The following is a 15752-nucleotide window of genomic DNA, read 5'->3' as shown; positions in this document are numbered from 1 at the left end:
CCTACCGGGACGGCGCCGCCCGGTCGCCTCGTTCGGCGTCGCTCCGGTGGGCGAACCACGGCAGGAAAAATTGGGTGATCCATCCCACCGTGAGCGCGTACAGCACCGTCCCGGCGCCCACGGTCCCGCCGAGCAGCCAGCCGGCGGCGAGCACGGCGACCTCGATGAGCGTGCGGACGAGCCGGATCGAGCGCCCGGTCACGGCGGACGCGCCGGTCATCAGCCCGTCCCGGGGGCCGGGGCCGAAGCGCGCGCCGACGTAGACGGCGACGGACAACCCGTTGAGGAGGACGCCCCCGGCGAGCAGGCCGATCCGGGCCGGCAGGCCGAGCTGCGGGGAGACGAGCGCGAGGCCGAGGTCGGACGAGCAGGCCAGCACGACGATGTTGGCCACGGTGCCGAAGGTCGGCCGCTGCCTGAGCGGGATCCACAGCAGGAGCACCAGGGCGCCGATGACGGCGCTGATCGTGCCGAAGCTCAGTGAGGTGTGCTGCTCCAGCCCTTCGTAGAGCACGCTCCAGGGATTGACGCCCAGCGCGGCCCGCACCATGAGCGAGAGGCTGAAACCGTACAGCGCGAGACCGATGAACAACTGGGGGAGGCGTCTCAGCGGGCGCTCGCCGAAGGGGAGGTAGGTGAGGGGTGGAGGAGCCGGGCGCGGCCGGCCCATCCGTGGCGGTACGGCGGCGTGTTCCCCGCCAGGTCTCCCGTCATGGTGCACGCCAGGACCCCCGTCATGGTGCACGCCAGGACCCCCGTCATGGTGCACGCCAGGTCTCCCGACATCGTGCATGTCGGGGGCTCCGGCATGGCGCACGTCAGGGGCTCCGGCGTGGCGTCGGGGTTTGGGCTGGGTGTCGTCCGTGCTCTCATGCACCATGACGGTCGCCTCCGATGTGGTCATATGTCGTACAAGTCATTGGCGGCGAGTCTGTACAGTGATTGGCCCAGATGGCATGGCCAATCTTGGGAGAGTGGTATGGCCGAGGCGCAGCCGTTCCAGCCTGTGGACAGGGGGGACCGCGTCGAGCGGGCGATGGGCAGCCGGCAGCTCGCCGCCCTGCTGCCCGACCCGGCGGGTATGCGGCCCGCCTACCGCCACCTCGCCCGGGCGATCAGCGAGCTGATCCTGGACGGACGGATCGCGCTGCACGTCAGGCTGCCCGCCGAGCGCGAGCTGGCCACCGCCCTGAACACCAGCAGGGCCACCGTCACCGCCGTGTACGACCTGCTGCGCGAGAGCGGCTACGCGCACAGCCGCCAGGGCTCCGGAACCTGGACGGCCCTGCCGGAAGGCCGCACCCCCAGCGGCGTCACCCGGTTCCTCCGATCCGAGGACACCGCGATCGACCTGGCCAAGGCCGCCCCCGCGTTACCGGACCGGCTGCTCGCCGACGCTCTCGCCCAGGTCGCCCCCCGGCTCGCCGAGCACGCGCACACCCCCGGCTACCACCCCTACGGCCTGCCGGAGCTGCGCGAGGCCGTCGCCGAGCGTTTCACCCGGCGGGGCCTGGTGACCGTGCCGGACCAGATCCTGGTGACCTCCGGCGCCCAGCACGCGCTCACGCTGTTCCTGGGGCTGATGTGCCGTCCCGGCGACCGGATCATGGTCGAGAACCCCTCCTATCCGAACGCGCTGGAGGCCATCCGCCGCGCCCGGCTCCGTACCGTCTCCATCCCGGTGACCGACACCGGCTGGGACATCGAGATCATCGAATCGACCCTGCGGCAGGTGGTGCCCCGGCTGGCCTACCTGATCCCCGACTTCCAGAATCCGACCGGTTGCCTCATGCCGGACGAGGAGCGCGTCCGCGTCCTGCGCGCCGCCCAGCGTTCCGGCACCTGGCTGGTCGTCGACGAGACCCTGGCCGACCTCGCCCTCGACGTCCCCGCCCCGCCGCCCTTCGCCTCCCGCGCCGCGCCCGGCGGGGCCGGTCAGGTCGTCACCATCGGCTCGATGAGCAAGACCCACTGGGGCGGCCTGCGCATCGGCTGGCTGCGCGCCCCCTCGCGGCTGGTGACCGAGCTCGCCGGTCAGCGGGTCGCCACTGACATCGGCGGTTCCGTCCTGGACCAGCTCCTGGCCCTCACCTTCCTGACCGGGACCGACGATCTGCTGCCGGCCCGCCTCGCCCAGATGCGCGAGCAGCGTGCCACGCTGGTCGCCGCCCTGTCCGAGCACATCCCCGGGTGGACCTGGCGGCTGCCGCCCGGCGGACTGTCCATCTGGGTGGATCTGGGCGAGCCCGTCGCCGCCGCGCTGTCCGAGCGCGCCCTGGCCTGCGGCGTGCGGATCGAGAGCGGCGCCTACTTCGCCACCGACCCCGGCGTCTTCGAGCAGCGCCTCCGCATCCCCTACACGACACCCTCCGGCACGCTCCGCGAGGCCGTACGCCGCCTCGCCGCCGCCCTCGCCGACGACCTTCCCCTCTCCGTCGCGGCCCGGCCGCACTGGATCGCCTGATCCGCGATTAGGGTGGGGTCATGGACGGCCCGGGACGATCGCTCACGGTGGGGGAGCGGGCGGTGCTGCTGACGATGCTCGCGGCGGACTTTCCGGGGAGTGCGGAGTTGCGCTCCCAGGTGGCGGGGGCCCTCGTCACCGGCGGGTGCGTGTGCGGGTGCGCCTCGATCGATCTGCGCGTGCCGGACGGTCCCCGGGCGTCCGCGGCCCCTGTGGTGACCGGCGCCCTCCTGACCGCCGACATCGCCGGGACGAGCGACGGAGTGCTGCTGTTCCTGCGCGACGGCTACCTTTCCCACCTGGAGTTCTACACGCCGGATGACGCGCCCGCCCGCCTTCCCCGGCCCGAGGACCTCATCGTGCGCCCACCGGAGCCCGGCCGATAACGCCCGGCGCTCAGTCGGCGTCGCCCCTGCCGGTGTTCCACAGGCGGGCGAGGAACACGGTGAGCGTCTCCGCGACGGAGGGGATCGGCTCGTCCTGCCGGTCGAGCGCCCAGGCGTCGAGGGCGTCGAAGAGGCCGATCGTCGCCACGGTGAGCGGTTCGGCATCCGGGTGCGGGTCGATCAGGCCGATGCGCAGGCCGTTCGCGACGAGCCGGTGGATCCAGGAACGGCCGGCGGGATCGTGGTACGGCTGCGCGGCGAGCACCGCCCGGTCGTCCGGGTGTTCGCGCAGGTGCGCCACCAGCCGGGTCGTGCCGGCGGTCACCTGCGCCCACAACTCGCCCTCGGTCGCCACGTCGGCCCACGGCCCGAGCGCGGCGAGCGTACGGTCGCCCGCGTCGGCGACCACGGCGGCGAAGAGGTCGTCCTTGCCGTCGAAGTAGTGGTAGGCGGAGGTCTTGGAGATGCCGGCCTCGGCGATGATCTGGTTGAAGGACGCGGCGTCCTTGCCGTCGCGCGCGAAGTGGGCGCGGGCGACGGCGAGGATGGCGGCTCGCGCGTCGGCCGGCAGCCGGTCGAAGCGGGGAAGCGGCACGGGTCTCCTAGAGGTCGTGGGCGAGCGGGACGGGCGGGCGTGCGGCGGCGAGTCTCCGGTTGACGCGGACCGTCATGATCCAGTGTGCGGCCCACAGGGGGATGGCGACGACGCCGCCGAGGTAGCCGGCCGTGCCGGGCAGGAGCGAGAGGATCTGGAAGGCGCACCAGCCGTACCCGATCGCCGCCCAGCGCCGGGTGAAGGCGGCCGGCACCTGGGCGTGGGCGGCCATCGAGGCGGCGACGGCGCGCACGATGAAGAAGTCCTCGGTGAAGTTGTAGGGGATCGCGAACATCCACCAGACCGAGCCGGGGGCCGCGGCCCTGGCCTCGGCGGGCAGGAGTTCCAGGGTCCGCTGAAGGGCCCGGCAGTACAGCGCGACGAGCCCGAGGAAGGCGGCCAGGGCGATCGGACCGCCGGGCACGCCCAGCGCCCCGATCTCGCCCAGGATGCCAAGCCCCCACTCCGGCGCCCACAGCGGATAGGTGAGCAGGATCGCGGACAGCAGGGTGCCCACAGTCTTGACGACGACTCGCATGCCCGAAGTGTACTGGTGGTACACACCACTGGTACACCCCCTTCGGCCCGAACGTGGAGCGCGAACGGCGCCCGGCCGGTCGGCGAAACAGCAGCGAAAGGAAAGGCGGGAAGATGGAGCCGCATGTGGGCCATCAAGGCGGGCACCGTGTACGGCCTGTCCACGAGGATCACGATCGGCGACCCTGACAGCGCGCGCCACCCACCCCGGCACAGTCACCGGCCGGTGAGGATGACGAGTTGCCGGGTCGCCCGGGTCATCGCGACATAGCGGTCGACCGCTCCTTCGATGCCCTCGCCGAACGCCTCCGGGTCGACGAGGACGACCAGGTCGAACTCAAGCCCTTTCGACAGCTCCGGGGTCAGCGACCGGACACGGGACGTCGTCCGGAATGTGGGATCGCCGATGACGCAGGCGATGCCGTCGGCGTTAGCGGCGAGCCAGGTGTCGAGGATCGAGCTCAGATCCGCGGCGGATCCGTGCACGACGGGGACGCCGCCGCTGCGGATGGAGGTCGGCACGTTGGCGTCCGGGAGCACGGCCCGGATGACCGGCTCGGCCTCCGTCATGATCTCCTCCGGCGTCCGGTAGTTGACGCTCAGGGAGGCCAAGGTGATCCGGTCGAGCCCGATCCGCCGGAGCCGTTCCTGCCACGACTCCGTGAACCCGTGCCTGGCCTGGGCGCGATCCCCGACGATGGTGAAACTCCTGGACGGGCACCGGAGCAGCAGCATCTGCCACTCCGCGTCGGTCAGTTCCTGGGCCTCGTCCACGACGATGTGCGCGAACGGGCCGGCGAGCAGGTCCGGTTCGGTGCCGGGCGGTGCGGTCCCGTCGACCAGTGCGTCCCGGATGTCCTGTCCGCGTAGCATCGTCACCGCGCCTTCCCCGTCGTCGTCGGCCGCGAGCAGGTCGTCGACGACCGCGGCCATGTGCTCGCGTTCGGCGGCGACGGAGGCGTCATGCCGGCGCTTGCGCCGCGACGCCTCCGGGTCGCCGAGCCGCTGCCGCGCCGCGTCCAGGAGCGGCAGGTCGGACACCGTCCACGCCTGGGCGTCCGCGCGCTGCAACTTCCGGACCTCGTCGGGGCTGAGCCAGGGCGCGCACAACCGCAGGTAGGCGGGTACCGACCACAGGTCTCCGACGAGGTCGGCCGCTTCGAGCAGCGGCCACGCGCGGTTGAAGGTCGTGAGCAGCTCCCTGTCCCGCAGCAGCGACTTGCGGAGCAGGTCGGCGGGGGCGTCGCCGTCGTGCCCGTCCACCAGGATCGTGAGCAGCGCCTCCCAGATCTGGTCCCGCGCCTCGTTGTGCGGCGTACCGGGGTCCGGTGCCTCGAACGCCTCGGCCCAGTCGTCGGCGCTCAGCCGGATGTCGGACCAGGGGGTCGTGATCGTCATCCCCTTGGTGGGCGGGTTCTCGTAGAACCGGACGGCCGGCTCGATCGCCTTCACCAGGTCCGCGGACGACTTCAGGCGGGCCACGTCCGGGTCGGCCTCGATCACCGCCGTGGCGCCCTCGGCGACGAGATCCCGCAGCGTGCAGGTCCGCACGCCCTCCTCGCCGAGACTGGGGAGGACGTCGGCGACGTAGGCGAGGTAGGGCTGGTGCGGGCCGACGAACAGCACGCCGCCCCGGCGCCGACCCAGGCGGGGGTCCGCGTAGAGAAGGTAGGCGGAGCGGTGCAGGGCGACGACGGTCTTCCCGGTACCCGGACCGCCGTCGACGACGAGAGCGCCGCGGGATCCCGCGCGGATGACGGCGTCCTGGTCGGCCTGGATGGTGCCGAGGACGTCCCGCATCCGTGCCGACCGGTTGCCGCCCAGGCTGGCGATGAAGGCGGACTGGTCGTCGAGCGCGGCGTGCCCTTCGAACCCGTCCGGGGTGAACACCTCGTCCCAGTAGTCGCTGATCCGGCCGTGGGTCCAGCGATACCTGCGGCGGCTCGCCAGTCCCATCGGGTTGGCGTGGGTCGCTCCGAAGAACGGCTCGGCCGCGGGGGAGCGCCAGTCGAGCAGCAGCCGCCGGCCCGCGCTGTCCGTGAGGCCGAGTCGCCCGACGTACACGGGCTCGGAGTCGTCCGCGGCGACCATGTGCCCGAGGCACAGGTCCAGGCCGAAGCGACGCAGCGCGCGCAGGCGGGCGGTCAGCCGGTGGATCTGCATGTCCCGGTCCATCGCCTGCCGGCCTTTGCCGCCGGGCGCCCTGAGCTCGGCGTCGAGGCGGCCGGACAGCTCGGCGATCGACTGCCGGAGGCTCTCCGCGATGGCCGCGAAGTGCCGTTCATCACCGGCGATCAGCGCCGGGTCGGCCTTGGGGGCGAGGTGGCCGGGAAGGTCGAACGCCCCGGTGGTCAGGGGATTCACGGCATCGGCTCCGATCTGGGGTCGCGTGCGGCCATCGCCGTACGGCACGCCGGTCGAGACGCCTTCGCTACGCGACAACGCTCCGCCTGGGGTACCACCACCTGGGGCGCGCCGGCCCGGGCGGCGGTCGTCGTGGTGCCCGCGCCGCCGTGGTGCACGACGGCGGCCACCCGGCCGACCGGCACCGGCGGCACGCCCGCCCCGGCCGGCAGCTCGGCGAACTCCTCGTCCGGCGGCGCGCACACCCGCACCCCCGCGCCGAGTGCCCCCAACCGCGCCGCGAGTGCAACCACCGGTTCGACGTCCCCGCGTGACCCGTACGTCGACAACAACACACGCACTTCGCATCCCCGTTTCCGCAGGTTCCGGCCTGGACCGACGATTCTGCGGGACGACCCGGGTCTTGCCGCAAGCCCCCCGGTGCGCTATACGTTGAGAGTGGAAAGGAGCGGGTGAACCCCTTTCCCTCCTGGCGTCCGCTGTGACGGACAGCCTCCTCGCGATTCAGTACGGGCCGCCCCGGAAGTACATGCCGCTGTGCGCCCGGGGGCGGTCGTCGCGTCCGTGCGCGACGGCGGACCTGTCGGCGGGCGCCGACCGCCCGGCCACGAGCAGGCGACCGGCGAACTCGGCCAGCCAGCGCCCGCGATCATGGTGGCGCACCGGATCGGACCACATAGCGGACACCCTGACAAAGCGGCGACCCCTTCCGCAACCGCATACCCGGACCGGCACCGCGGCTGCGAAGCACGCCCGCCCCCCAGCGCCCGCCCCCGGCGCCCGCGTGCTGCGGGTCGCAAAATCGTTGGACAACGTGCCATGCCCGTGGCGATCGTGGGGATGTGCGACAGGAAGAGCTGTGGGACGACGAGACCGCCCGGCGCTATGACACGCCGGGCACCGGCATGTTCGCGCCCGAGGTGCTGGGGCCGACGGTGGACCGCCTCGCCGTGCTCGCGGGCGAAGGACGGGCGCTGGAGTTCGCCATCGGAACCGGCCGGGTGGCCGTCCCGCTCGCCGCGCGCGGAGTGTCCGTCACCGGCATCGAGCTGTCACTGCCCATGATCGGCCAACTGCGGGCGAAGGCGGACGAGGCGACGATCCCGGTGGTCGTCGGCGACATGGCGTCGGCCGTCGCCCCGGGCGAGTACACGCTGGTCTACCTCGTCTACAACACGATTGCCAACCTGCTCACCCAGGCCGAACAGGTCGCGTGCTTCCGTAACGCCGCCCGTCACCTCGCACCCGGCGGCAGGTTCGTGATCGAGCTCTGGGTGCCCGAGCTGCGCAGGCTCCCGTCGGGGCAGCAGGCCACGGTGTGGCACTCCGAGCCCGGCTACATCGGCCTGGACACCTACGACGTCCTGCGGCAGCACGTCGTGTCACACCATTTCAGGTTCGACGAGAGCAGGCAGGCCGAGCTGTTCCGCACTCCGCACCGTTACATCTGGCCGGCCGAGCTCGACCTCATGGCGCAGCTGGCCGGGTTCGAGCTGGAGAGCAGGCACGCGGACTGGACCGGAGCCGACTTCACGGCCGAGTCGCGTTCCCACGTGTCCGTCTACCGCATCCCGGCGCCCGCACCTTGAGCCGGACGAGGGGCGGTGACTTGACAGAGTGAGATGAGGAGACCGGCTAATCCGGATTTGTCCGGCTAAATTGGCGGCGCATACGTCAGTCGCCGATGTTGAGTCGTGTGACGCCGATCCCTTTTGCCGAGGTCCTGACATGACACTTTCCGTGGACGAACGCGCCATCGCGCGAACCGCGCCGGGTCACGCGCCCGTATCCCCCGCGCGGGCATGAAAGCGACCAAGCCCCTGTGGGCGACCCTGATCACGATCGCCTTCCTCATCGCGGCGGTGTTCGGCGGCATCTACCTGACGGCTCCGCTGAGCGACCCGGCGAACCCCGTGACCGGCCTCTACTCCTCCGTCGCCACCACCCTCATCGCGCTCGCCCTGGTGTTCGGGTGGCGAAGATTCGTGACCAGGCAGCCGTGGCAGGGGATGAGCATGCCGCTCACCTGGGCGGCGCTCCCGCAGGCGCTGCTGGGCGTCGCCGTGGGCACGGTGGCGATCCTCGCGTCCAACTCCCTCTCCGTCGCGTTCGGCGCGGCCTCCTGGGTGCCGCCCGAGGCCAGGTCGGAACTGGTGGGGTACTTCCCGCTGACCCTCGCCATCGTCGTGCTCAGCGTGGGCTTCCCCGACGAGGTGCTCTTCCGCGGCCACCTGTACGGCACGCTGCCCGCCCGGCTCGCCCTGCCGGTCACGACGGTGGCGTTCGGCGCGCTCCACCTCATCTCCTTCGGCAGCGAGGCGTCGGAGGTCGTCGAGGGGGTGCTCTACGTCGTGTCCGGGGTGGCGCTGGGCTTCGCCTGCGGCGCGGCGCGGGCGCGAACCGGCACGGTGTGGATGGCGGTCGGGGTGCACACCGGGACGCTCATCGCGTTCCGCCTGTTCGCCACCGAAGGGGTCGTGTACGGCGTGCAGCTCGCGATCCAGATCGCCACGCTGGCCCTCACCGGGCTCCTCATCCTGGCGACGGCGCGCCGGTCGGCCTTGTGGAACCGGACCGGAACGGAAGCGCGGAACGGTTGAGGACGTTTCTCGGCGAAGGCGATGTCGAACGCCGGGACAACGAGGTCGAAAGCCGGGGCAAATGCTGTGCCGGCTGATATCCGGAAGCCTGGCCGAATGCGCGGAAGCATTTCTGCGCGCCCGCCGGCGGCCATGCTGATGAATGTGTTCGAGCTTTCGGTGAAAAAGGCACGATGAGCGAGTCGCTTTCCCGGGGAATTGTTTTCCCGGGGAAGCGGGCCAGGGTCACGGGCAACGGTGACGCGTCCGGCTGAACGGACGGTCTTGTCCCCGTGGCCCCGGTCTGCTCGACTCGTCCGGGCCGCTGGAGGGGGAGACGCTCAGAGGGCCTCGGCCGGCCTCAAGACCGGGCGTTGACCGCCTCGACGATCCCGTCCCACAGGTTGACGCGAGCCCGGAGGGCGGCGTTGATCGTGTCGGCGCACTCGTCCCACTTGCTCTGGTCGGTGCCGCACAGGTCGGCGAGCATGGCCATGGCCATGGGGGTGTGCTCCTCGCCGTCCACCTCGATGTGCCGCGCGAGGTAGTCGCGGAACTTGGCGAGCTTGCCGCCGTGGTCGTCGATCTTGATGACCTGGTCGAACATCTCCGGGATGAGGTCCTCGCGGCCGAAGGCGAAGGCGGCGGCCTGGCAGTGCAGCGGGGCGTTCTCGATGATGTCCCAGGTGTGCCCGACGAAGGCGGCGGCCGCGGCGGGCACGCCGGCCTCGGTCAGCGCCGCCGGGACGGGCGTGCCCGACCCGATCAGGTCGAGGAACGTCTGCACCGTCGCCGTGTCGGCCCCGGCCTGGCGCATCCCCTCGACGTAGAGCTCGAAGTGGCTGATGAAGCCCTCGCCGAGTTCGTCGCTCTCCTCGACCAGGACGATGTCGTTCACCAGTCGCCGGCTCTCGCTGGAACCCCGTGGCACCCAGGGCACCTCCACGCAGGTGAGCTGCTGCTGGAGGCGCTTGAGCAGGGACATGAAGTCCCAGACCGCGAACACGTGGTGCTCGTTGAAGACGTTGACGTCATCGAGCGTCCTGAGCCGACTGTAGATCGGATGCTTGATCACCTCGGCCCGGACCGGCTCGATCCGGAGCTTCAGTTCGTCGATGGCCGTGTTTTCTTTGCCCCAATCGTAGCGGGACATTGGACGCTCCTTTTTAGGGGGATGTAACTCCTCGAAGTCTCGTCAGCGGGGGTCGCCCTCCGCAATAGCAGGGAGATGGCAAGGCTTGCGGGGCGCCTGGCAGAAAGCAGGGGTGACGGCCATTTAGGAAGACAATGAACTCCGCCGCCGGAGCGTGCGGCGAATTTAGTGGAAGTGCGCTGACACTCCGATTAACCACACTGTGCGAAGCATTGTTTCCGCTGCTCTCCGGCGCTTTCGGGCCGGGCGCCGGGCAGCGCGGCGCGACGTTCGCGGTGAGCCGTACGGGGTGAGGGTTGGGCGACCGGAAGGGCGGAGCCGGTTCCGGTCGCCGGCTCTGCGGAAGGGGGTCAGTAGGAGCGGGCCCGGGTGGGCTTCACCCGGATCACAGTGGAGAAGTCGGCGAAGGTCTGCTCAGGGGTCAGGCCGGCCCAGCGCATCGACTCCAGGTGTTTCTCCAGGTAGGCGGCTACCTCGCTCTCGGTCAGCGGCGCCGGCTCGCCCGGCGCGGCGTGGTCCATCTCGGCGACGCCCTCGACGGTGAGGACGCTGAACTGCTCCGCGTCGCCGTCGAGGTCCAGGTGCAGCGAGACCTTGGGGTTGCCGCGCAGGTTGCGGATCTTAGGGGCGCCGGGATTGCTGATGATCAGAAGTGTGGTCCCATCCCACGTGTATCCCACCGGCGAAGTCTGGGGTTGCCCGTCGGAGTTGACCGTCGTCAGCCAGATGATCGACTGGTCCTGCAGGCGCTGCTCGGCGCGAACACCTGCCTCGCCTTCGAGGTTAGGAAGCATCCGCGCAGTTTACGGGAATATGTCGATCTTGGGGCCGTCACGCTCGACAATGTGGAGATCTTCACGCCGTCGCAGGTAGCCGCCGCGGTCCGATGCCGGGTATGGTCCCGCGGCTACATGACGAACATTTCCGGTGGGCCGCCCGAGGGAGGCGGAACATCCAGAGAATGGGATCATGCACGCCGCCTATATCGAGCAGTTCGGCCCGCCGGAAGTCATCAAGTACGGAGAACTCGACGCTCCGCGACCTGGTCCGCATGACGTGCTGGTCGATGTCACCGCCACCGCGGTCAACCACGTGGACACCTTCGTGCGATCGGGGGCCTGGCGTACTCCGCTCGACTTCCCGTTCGTGATCGGCCGGGACCTGGCGGGGACGGTGGCCTCGGCCGGCTCCGCGGTCGTCGGCTTCGCCCCCGGGGACCGGGTGTGGTGCAACAGCCTCGGCCACGCCGGTCGTCAGGGGGCCGCGGCCGAGCAGGCGGCCGTCCCGGCGGAACGGCTGTACCACCTGCCCGGCGGCGTCGGGTTCGAGGACGTGGTCGCCGTCGCGCACCCGGCGGCCACCGCCTACCTGGCCCTTTTCGTCCATGGCCGGGTCCGCCCCGGAGACACCGTCGTGGTCGAGGGCGCCGCGGGCAACGTCGGCAGCGCGCTCGTGGTGATGGCGGCCGAGGCCGGGGCGCGGGTCGTCGCCAGCGCGAGCGCCCGCGACGCCGAGCTGTGCCGGAGCCTGGGCGCGGCGGAGGTCGTCGACTACCGGGATCCGGAGGCCGCCGCGCTGCTGCGCGACCGCTGCCCGCGAGGAGCGGATCTCTACGTGGACACCGCGGGGCGCAACGATCTGACCCGTGCGGTGGAGCTGCTCGCCAAGCGCGGGCGGATCGTGCTGCTCGCCGGGATGCTCACCCGCCCGGTGCTCCCGGTCGGCCCGCTGTACCTGAAGGACTGCTCGATCGCCGGCTTCGCGATCTCCCAGGCCACCGTGGACGAGCTGGCCGCGGCGGCGCTGTCCGTCAACCGCCTGCTCGCGGCCGGCCGGCTGCGCCCGCGCATCGCCGAGACGCTGCCGCTCAGCGCCGCGGCCGAGGCGCACCGCAGGGTCGAGGAAGGCACGGGCGCCGGCGGGAAGATCGTGCTCAGGACCGATCTGGGCTGAGGTCCGCAACCGGGGGCCGGGAGGGCGACCCGTCCCCCGGGCCCGGCGCCGAACTTGACGAACCCTGGCCAAGTGCCTGGCCCGCCGGGGGAGGCCGTCGCCAGGATGCGAGTCATGGGCGCATCGATTATCGACTCATCCCCGCTTTTCAAACTAAGTGCGGACATAACCGTATCGGCGACCCCCGAAGGCGTCTACGCGGTGGTCAGCGACCTGCCACGCAGCGGCGAATGGAGCCCGGAATGCCAGGGCGGCGTCTGGATCTCCGGTGAGCCGGCGGCCGAAGGATCCGTGTTCCGCGGCGAGAACCTGCGGAGTCCGGAGGTCGTCGCCTGGGCGCCGCTGGTGCGTGGCGTCTGGCACACCGAATGCCGCATCGTCGCAGCCGAGCCCGGCCGCACCTTCCGCTGGATGATGCTCTCCTACGCCGGGGCCGACCAGGAGAGTGTCTGGGGATTCGACATCAGGCCCGCGGACGGCGGCAGCGTGCTGACGCACCACTTCCGGATGGGGAAGGCGACCACCGGCATTCACAAGATCGTTGCGGATATGGACGAAGCGGCGAGAAAGCGCTTCGTATCCGAGTGGGCGGCGAAGCTGGAAGGCGATCTCTCCGAGACGTTGAAGCGGATCAAGGACGTCATCGAAACGTCGTGACCCCGGTGCGGGTGAAACAGCTGGGAAGGAAGGCAGTCGCATGTTCCTGCAACGAATAAACAACCGTGGGATCCGGCTCGGCACGCTGTACGACCGGGCGGCGGCGCGGCACCCGGCCAGCCCGGTGATCCTCGACCACGAGCTCGACATCGCTCCCGAGCGGGGGCGCTTACTGGTCCTGACCGAACTCGCGGACCTGGTGGACGACTTCGCCTCCCGGCTCTGGGCCGCCCGGGTCCGTCCCGGGGAACGCGTCGTGGTGTACAAGTCGCACGGTTTCGACATCTCCCTGCTGGCCTGCGCGCTGGCCCGGATCGGGGCGATTCCCGCGCTGCTGTCCCCCAAGCTGGACGGCGCCACGGTGCGCGAGCTCATGCGTCGCATGGGCCGGCCGCACCTGGTCACCGACCAGGTCAAGCTGGAGACCGAGCTGACGGACAAGGTGTTCGAGCTCGCCGATCACGTGCTGCTCGCCTCCGGCGCCCACCCCGAGGCCACCCCGCTGGCCGAACTCGCCGGCGTCGACCGGGTCACGCCGGTGAACATGCCCCCGGACCATCCGACCCTGATCACCCACACCTCCGGCACCACCGGCATTCCCAAGCTCGCCGTGCACACCGGGCGGACGTTGCAGGCGCGGTACCGTCCGCAGGCGACCATCGTGGCCGCGGCGGTCCGCAGGAGCGAGCCCATCGCCATCCACGTGTCGTTCGTGCACTCCCGGATGTACACCGCCATGCCCATCTCGGTCCTCCAGGGGCACCCGATGATCGTCATGCGGGACGACGACCCGAAGGCCGCGGCCGACCTGTTCTCCCGGTTCCCGCCCGGCTTCATCGAGGCGCACCCCAACGCGTTCCTGCGGTGGGAGGTGCTCGCGGACGATCCGCGCGCGCCGCTGGCCAACGTGAAGTACTTCAGCTCCACCTTCGACGCGATCCACCCGCGGACCGTGCACCGGATGCTCTGCGCCTCACGGCGCCGGGCGCCGCGTTTCGCCCAGGCGTACGGCCAGAGCGAGGTGGGCCCGATCGCCGCGCGCACCTACAGCAAGAAGGGCGGCGCGGAGTTCGACGCCAGGTGCGTCGGGCGGCCCTTCCCCGGGATGACGGATGTCCGGGTGGTCAGCCGTGACGGCAAGCGGCCGACCAAGTCCTCGCCGGGGTACATCGAAGTGCTCAGCAACGGGCGGATCGTGACCTACCTGGGCGAGCACGAGCGCTGGGAGAAGCAGGCCAAGGGCGAGTGGTGGCGCATGGGCGACGTCGGCTACCGCACCAAGTGGGGCTGCCTGCACATGCTGGACCGCGAGGTGGACGAGATCCCGGGGATCGACAGCACCCTGGAGATCGAGGACAAGCTGCTCACGCGGTTGCCGGAGCTGATCGAGGTGATCCTCGTCCCGAACGAGCACGACCTGCCCCAGCCGGTGGTGAGCACCCGGGACGACGCGCCGCTCGACCCGGCCGCGTGGCGGGCCGCGGTCGCGGGGCTGCCGGAGATGGCCGACCCGGTGCAGTGGCGCCAGGAGGACCTGCCGCAGACCGCCACCACGAAGATCAAACGACTGGAACTGGCGAAACTGCTGCGTTCCGGTGCCAGGCCGTACACCGGCGACTCCCGGCCGGAGCCGGCGTGATCCGCTGAAACACCACCGCGTGAGAGAACTCCGTTCGCCGACGAGTCCGGTCACGCCGTTGCAGGGCCTGCGGGCGGTGGTTCGCGGGACCTGAGAAAGAGGTCATCATGGCCATCGAACAAAAGGAAGAACCGGGTTCCACGGCGAAGATGCCTGCGCAGCTGAACTCACTCACCGGTCTGCGCTGGGTGGCGGCGTTCATGGTCTTCGTGTCGCACGCGCTCTACCTGCCGAACGCCGTCCCGCAAGGAGAGGTCGGCACGGCGATCAACACGGGGGTGGCCCTGGCCGGCTATGTCGGGGTCTCCGTCTTCTTCGTGCTGAGCGGCTTCGTGCTCACCTGGTCCTCACGCGCGAACGACACCGCGCCCAAGTTCTGGCGGCGCCGCTTCTTCAAGATCTACCCCAACCACTTCGTCGCCTTTCTCATCGCGGTGGTGTTCGTCCTGTGGATGGGGGAGCAGGTGGGGTTCGCCCCCCTGAGTGACCAGCTCCCCGGTCTCATCCCGCAGGTGCTGCTGCTGCACGCGTGGCTGCCCGATCTCCAGGCCGCCTTCGCGTTCAACACGGTGAGCTGGACGCTCTCCGTGGAGGCGGTCTTCTACCTCTGCTTTCCGCTGCTGCTCGCGGCGGTGACCAGGATCCGGGTGGACCGGCTGTGGTACTGGGTCGGCGGGCTGGTGCTCGTGGTCTTCTGCGTCCCCCAGGTGGCGGACCTCCTCTCGGACGGCGGCGGCGACGCCGCGTACCTCGGCCTGAGCAGCTGGGAGTACTGGTTCGTCTACGTGCTGCCGGTCACCCGCCTGCCCGAGTTCGTGATCGGCATCCTGCTGGCCAGGATCGTCATGGCCGGACGCTGGATCAACGTCCCGCTGTGGCTGGCGGGCGTCATCTTCGCCGCCGGCTACGTGGTGACGCTGAACGTGCCCAAGTCGTACGCGATCGTGGCGGCGACCATCATCCCGATCGTGCTGCTGATCCCGGCGGCGGCGACGGCCGACATCCGTGGCCGCCGGCGGTCCCCGCTGGCCACCCGGCCCATGGTCTGGCTCGGCAACATCTCCTACGCCTTCTACCTGGTGCACCTGTTCTCGATCATCTTCGTCCTCTACATCATCGGGCTCGACTTCCAGGCGGGCACGTACCTGCACACCGCCGGGTTCGTCGGCGTCACGCTCACGATGAGCATCCTGGCGTCCTGGGCGCTTTACGGGCTCGTCGAGCGGCCGATGCAGCGCAGGTTCGCCACGAAGCGCCGGCCGTCGGTGGAACACCGGCCGGGGAAGGTGGAAGTCTCCCCCTGAGTCGCACGGCGGGCAGGCGTCGGGGACCTGCCCGCCGACTTGACGAATTCGGAATTTATTGCTGGCCGCCGCCGGCGAGACGCTGTTACGTTCCGGCTCGGCATCCGTGAAATCCGGCGCG

Annotated in this window: 16 protein-coding genes; 8 read left to right on the top strand and 8 right to left on the bottom strand. The window is 70.7% G+C overall.

Going from position 1 to position 15752, the window contains the following annotated elements:
* Position 1: 1 nt before the first annotated feature.
* Entirely contained in the window at positions 2-670 is a 669-nt protein-coding gene (yczE, locus tag QSK26_RS22420; RefSeq protein WP_285777187.1) for a membrane protein YczE, read from the bottom strand.
* A gap of 309 nt (positions 671-979) precedes the next feature.
* On the opposite strand from yczE, the gene yczR reads away from it, so the two are divergent.
* Positions 980-2464, top strand: a complete 1485-nt coding sequence (yczR, locus tag QSK26_RS22415; protein ID WP_285777186.1) for a MocR-like transcription factor YczR — start codon at positions 980-982, stop codon at positions 2462-2464.
* Positions 2465-2484: 20 nt separating this feature from the next.
* The gene (locus tag QSK26_RS22410; protein WP_285777185.1) at positions 2485-2850 is read left to right on the top strand and encodes a hypothetical protein; all 366 of its coding nucleotides are present in this window, start codon (positions 2485-2487) and stop codon (positions 2848-2850) included.
* Positions 2851-2860: 10 nt separating this feature from the next.
* On the opposite strand, the gene QSK26_RS22405 is transcribed toward QSK26_RS22410, so the two are convergent.
* The 5 genes from QSK26_RS22405 to QSK26_RS22385 form a co-directional block, all read right to left on the bottom strand.
* The gene (locus QSK26_RS22405) at positions 2861-3445 is read right to left on the bottom strand and encodes a TetR/AcrR family transcriptional regulator (RefSeq protein WP_285777184.1); all 585 of its coding nucleotides are present in this window, start codon (positions 3443-3445) and stop codon (positions 2861-2863) included.
* A gap of 7 nt (positions 3446-3452) precedes the next feature.
* The gene (locus tag QSK26_RS22400; RefSeq protein ID WP_285777183.1) at positions 3453-3983 is read right to left on the bottom strand and encodes a hypothetical protein; all 531 of its coding nucleotides are present in this window, start codon (positions 3981-3983) and stop codon (positions 3453-3455) included.
* A gap of 215 nt (positions 3984-4198) precedes the next feature.
* Positions 4199-6346, bottom strand: a complete 2148-nt coding sequence (gene helR / locus QSK26_RS22395) for an RNA polymerase recycling motor ATPase HelR (RefSeq protein WP_285777182.1) — start codon at positions 6344-6346, stop codon at positions 4199-4201.
* The gene (locus QSK26_RS22390) at positions 6343-6639 is read right to left on the bottom strand and encodes a nucleotide disphospho-sugar-binding domain-containing protein (protein WP_285777181.1); all 297 of its coding nucleotides are present in this window, start codon (positions 6637-6639) and stop codon (positions 6343-6345) included. Before QSK26_RS22390 ends, helR begins: the two co-directional genes overlap by 4 nt.
* A gap of 211 nt (positions 6640-6850) precedes the next feature.
* On the bottom strand, positions 6851-7024 hold the full coding sequence (locus QSK26_RS22385; protein ID WP_285777180.1) for a hypothetical protein: 174 nt from the start codon (positions 7022-7024) through the stop codon (positions 6851-6853).
* 227 nt (positions 7025-7251) lie between these two features.
* Here QSK26_RS22385 and QSK26_RS22380 point away from each other — a divergent pair, with 227 nt between their 5' ends.
* On the top strand, positions 7252-7935 hold the full coding sequence (locus QSK26_RS22380) for a class I SAM-dependent methyltransferase (protein ID WP_502888734.1): 684 nt from the start codon (positions 7252-7254) through the stop codon (positions 7933-7935).
* 213 nt (positions 7936-8148) lie between these two features.
* A complete protein-coding gene (locus tag QSK26_RS22375) occupies positions 8149-8946 on the top strand; it encodes a CPBP family intramembrane glutamic endopeptidase (RefSeq protein WP_285777178.1) in 798 nt (265 codons plus the stop codon).
* A gap of 340 nt (positions 8947-9286) precedes the next feature.
* Here the strand turns inward: QSK26_RS22375 and QSK26_RS22370 are convergent, their stop codons facing one another.
* Positions 9287-10078, bottom strand: coding sequence for a DUF3050 domain-containing protein (locus QSK26_RS22370; RefSeq protein ID WP_285777177.1), 792 nt, complete (start codon positions 10076-10078; stop codon positions 9287-9289).
* Positions 10079-10428: 350 nt separating this feature from the next.
* Positions 10429-10872, bottom strand: a complete 444-nt coding sequence (locus tag QSK26_RS22365; protein ID WP_285777176.1) for a nitroreductase/quinone reductase family protein — start codon at positions 10870-10872, stop codon at positions 10429-10431.
* A gap of 175 nt (positions 10873-11047) precedes the next feature.
* Here QSK26_RS22365 and QSK26_RS22360 point away from each other — a divergent pair, with 175 nt between their 5' ends.
* The 4 genes from QSK26_RS22360 (at position 11048) to QSK26_RS22345 (ending at position 15631) form a co-directional block, all read left to right on the top strand.
* Complete coding sequence (locus QSK26_RS22360; RefSeq protein ID WP_285777175.1) at positions 11048-12031, top strand: NADPH:quinone reductase; 984 nt, start codon at positions 11048-11050, stop codon at positions 12029-12031.
* Between the two features lie 114 nt (positions 12032-12145).
* The gene (locus QSK26_RS22355; RefSeq protein WP_285777174.1) at positions 12146-12688 is read left to right on the top strand and encodes an SRPBCC family protein; all 543 of its coding nucleotides are present in this window, start codon (positions 12146-12148) and stop codon (positions 12686-12688) included.
* A gap of 40 nt (positions 12689-12728) precedes the next feature.
* Positions 12729-14327 carry a class I adenylate-forming enzyme family protein gene (locus tag QSK26_RS22350; protein WP_285777173.1) on the top strand — a complete coding sequence of 533 codons (1599 nt, stop codon included), beginning with the start codon at positions 12729-12731 and terminating at the stop codon, positions 14325-14327.
* Between the two features lie 107 nt (positions 14328-14434).
* The gene (locus tag QSK26_RS22345; protein ID WP_285777172.1) at positions 14435-15631 is read left to right on the top strand and encodes an acyltransferase family protein; all 1197 of its coding nucleotides are present in this window, start codon (positions 14435-14437) and stop codon (positions 15629-15631) included.
* Positions 15632-15752 lie beyond the last annotated feature (121 nt).

Source organism: Microtetraspora sp. NBRC 13810 (assembly GCF_030268685.1).
Taxonomy (GTDB): Bacteria; Actinomycetota; Actinomycetes; order Streptosporangiales; family Streptosporangiaceae; genus BSRQ01.
This window is presented reverse-complemented; position numbering and strand designations above follow the sequence as displayed.

What these genes read in the sequence shown, in the direction of transcription:
- QSK26_RS22375 (WP_285777178.1), top strand. Translation starts at nt 8,149, where the DNA reads ATGAAAGCGACCAAGCCCCTGTGGGCGACCCTGATCACGATCGCCTTC.
- QSK26_RS22410 (WP_285777185.1), top strand. Translation starts at nt 2,485, where the DNA reads ATGGACGGCCCGGGACGATCGCTCACGGTGGGGGAGCGGGCGGTGCTG.
- QSK26_RS22365 (WP_285777176.1), bottom strand. Translation starts at nt 10,872, where the DNA reads ATGCTTCCTAACCTCGAAGGCGAGGCAGGTGTTCGCGCCGAGCAGCGC.
- QSK26_RS22345 (WP_285777172.1), top strand. Translation starts at nt 14,435, where the DNA reads ATGGCCATCGAACAAAAGGAAGAACCGGGTTCCACGGCGAAGATGCCT.
- yczR (WP_285777186.1), top strand. Translation starts at nt 980, where the DNA reads ATGGCCGAGGCGCAGCCGTTCCAGCCTGTGGACAGGGGGGACCGCGTC.
- QSK26_RS22380 (WP_502888734.1), top strand. Translation starts at nt 7,252, where the DNA reads ATGTTCGCGCCCGAGGTGCTGGGGCCGACGGTGGACCGCCTCGCCGTG.
- yczE (WP_285777187.1), bottom strand. Translation starts at nt 670, where the DNA reads ATGGGCCGGCCGCGCCCGGCTCCTCCACCCCTCACCTACCTCCCCTTC.
- QSK26_RS22360 (WP_285777175.1), top strand. Translation starts at nt 11,048, where the DNA reads ATGCACGCCGCCTATATCGAGCAGTTCGGCCCGCCGGAAGTCATCAAG.
- QSK26_RS22385 (WP_285777180.1), bottom strand. Translation starts at nt 7,024, where the DNA reads ATGTGGTCCGATCCGGTGCGCCACCATGATCGCGGGCGCTGGCTGGCC.
- QSK26_RS22400 (WP_285777183.1), bottom strand. Translation starts at nt 3,983, where the DNA reads ATGCGAGTCGTCGTCAAGACTGTGGGCACCCTGCTGTCCGCGATCCTG.
- QSK26_RS22355 (WP_285777174.1), top strand. Translation starts at nt 12,146, where the DNA reads ATGGGCGCATCGATTATCGACTCATCCCCGCTTTTCAAACTAAGTGCG.
- QSK26_RS22370 (WP_285777177.1), bottom strand. Translation starts at nt 10,078, where the DNA reads ATGTCCCGCTACGATTGGGGCAAAGAAAACACGGCCATCGACGAACTG.
- QSK26_RS22350 (WP_285777173.1), top strand. Translation starts at nt 12,729, where the DNA reads ATGTTCCTGCAACGAATAAACAACCGTGGGATCCGGCTCGGCACGCTG.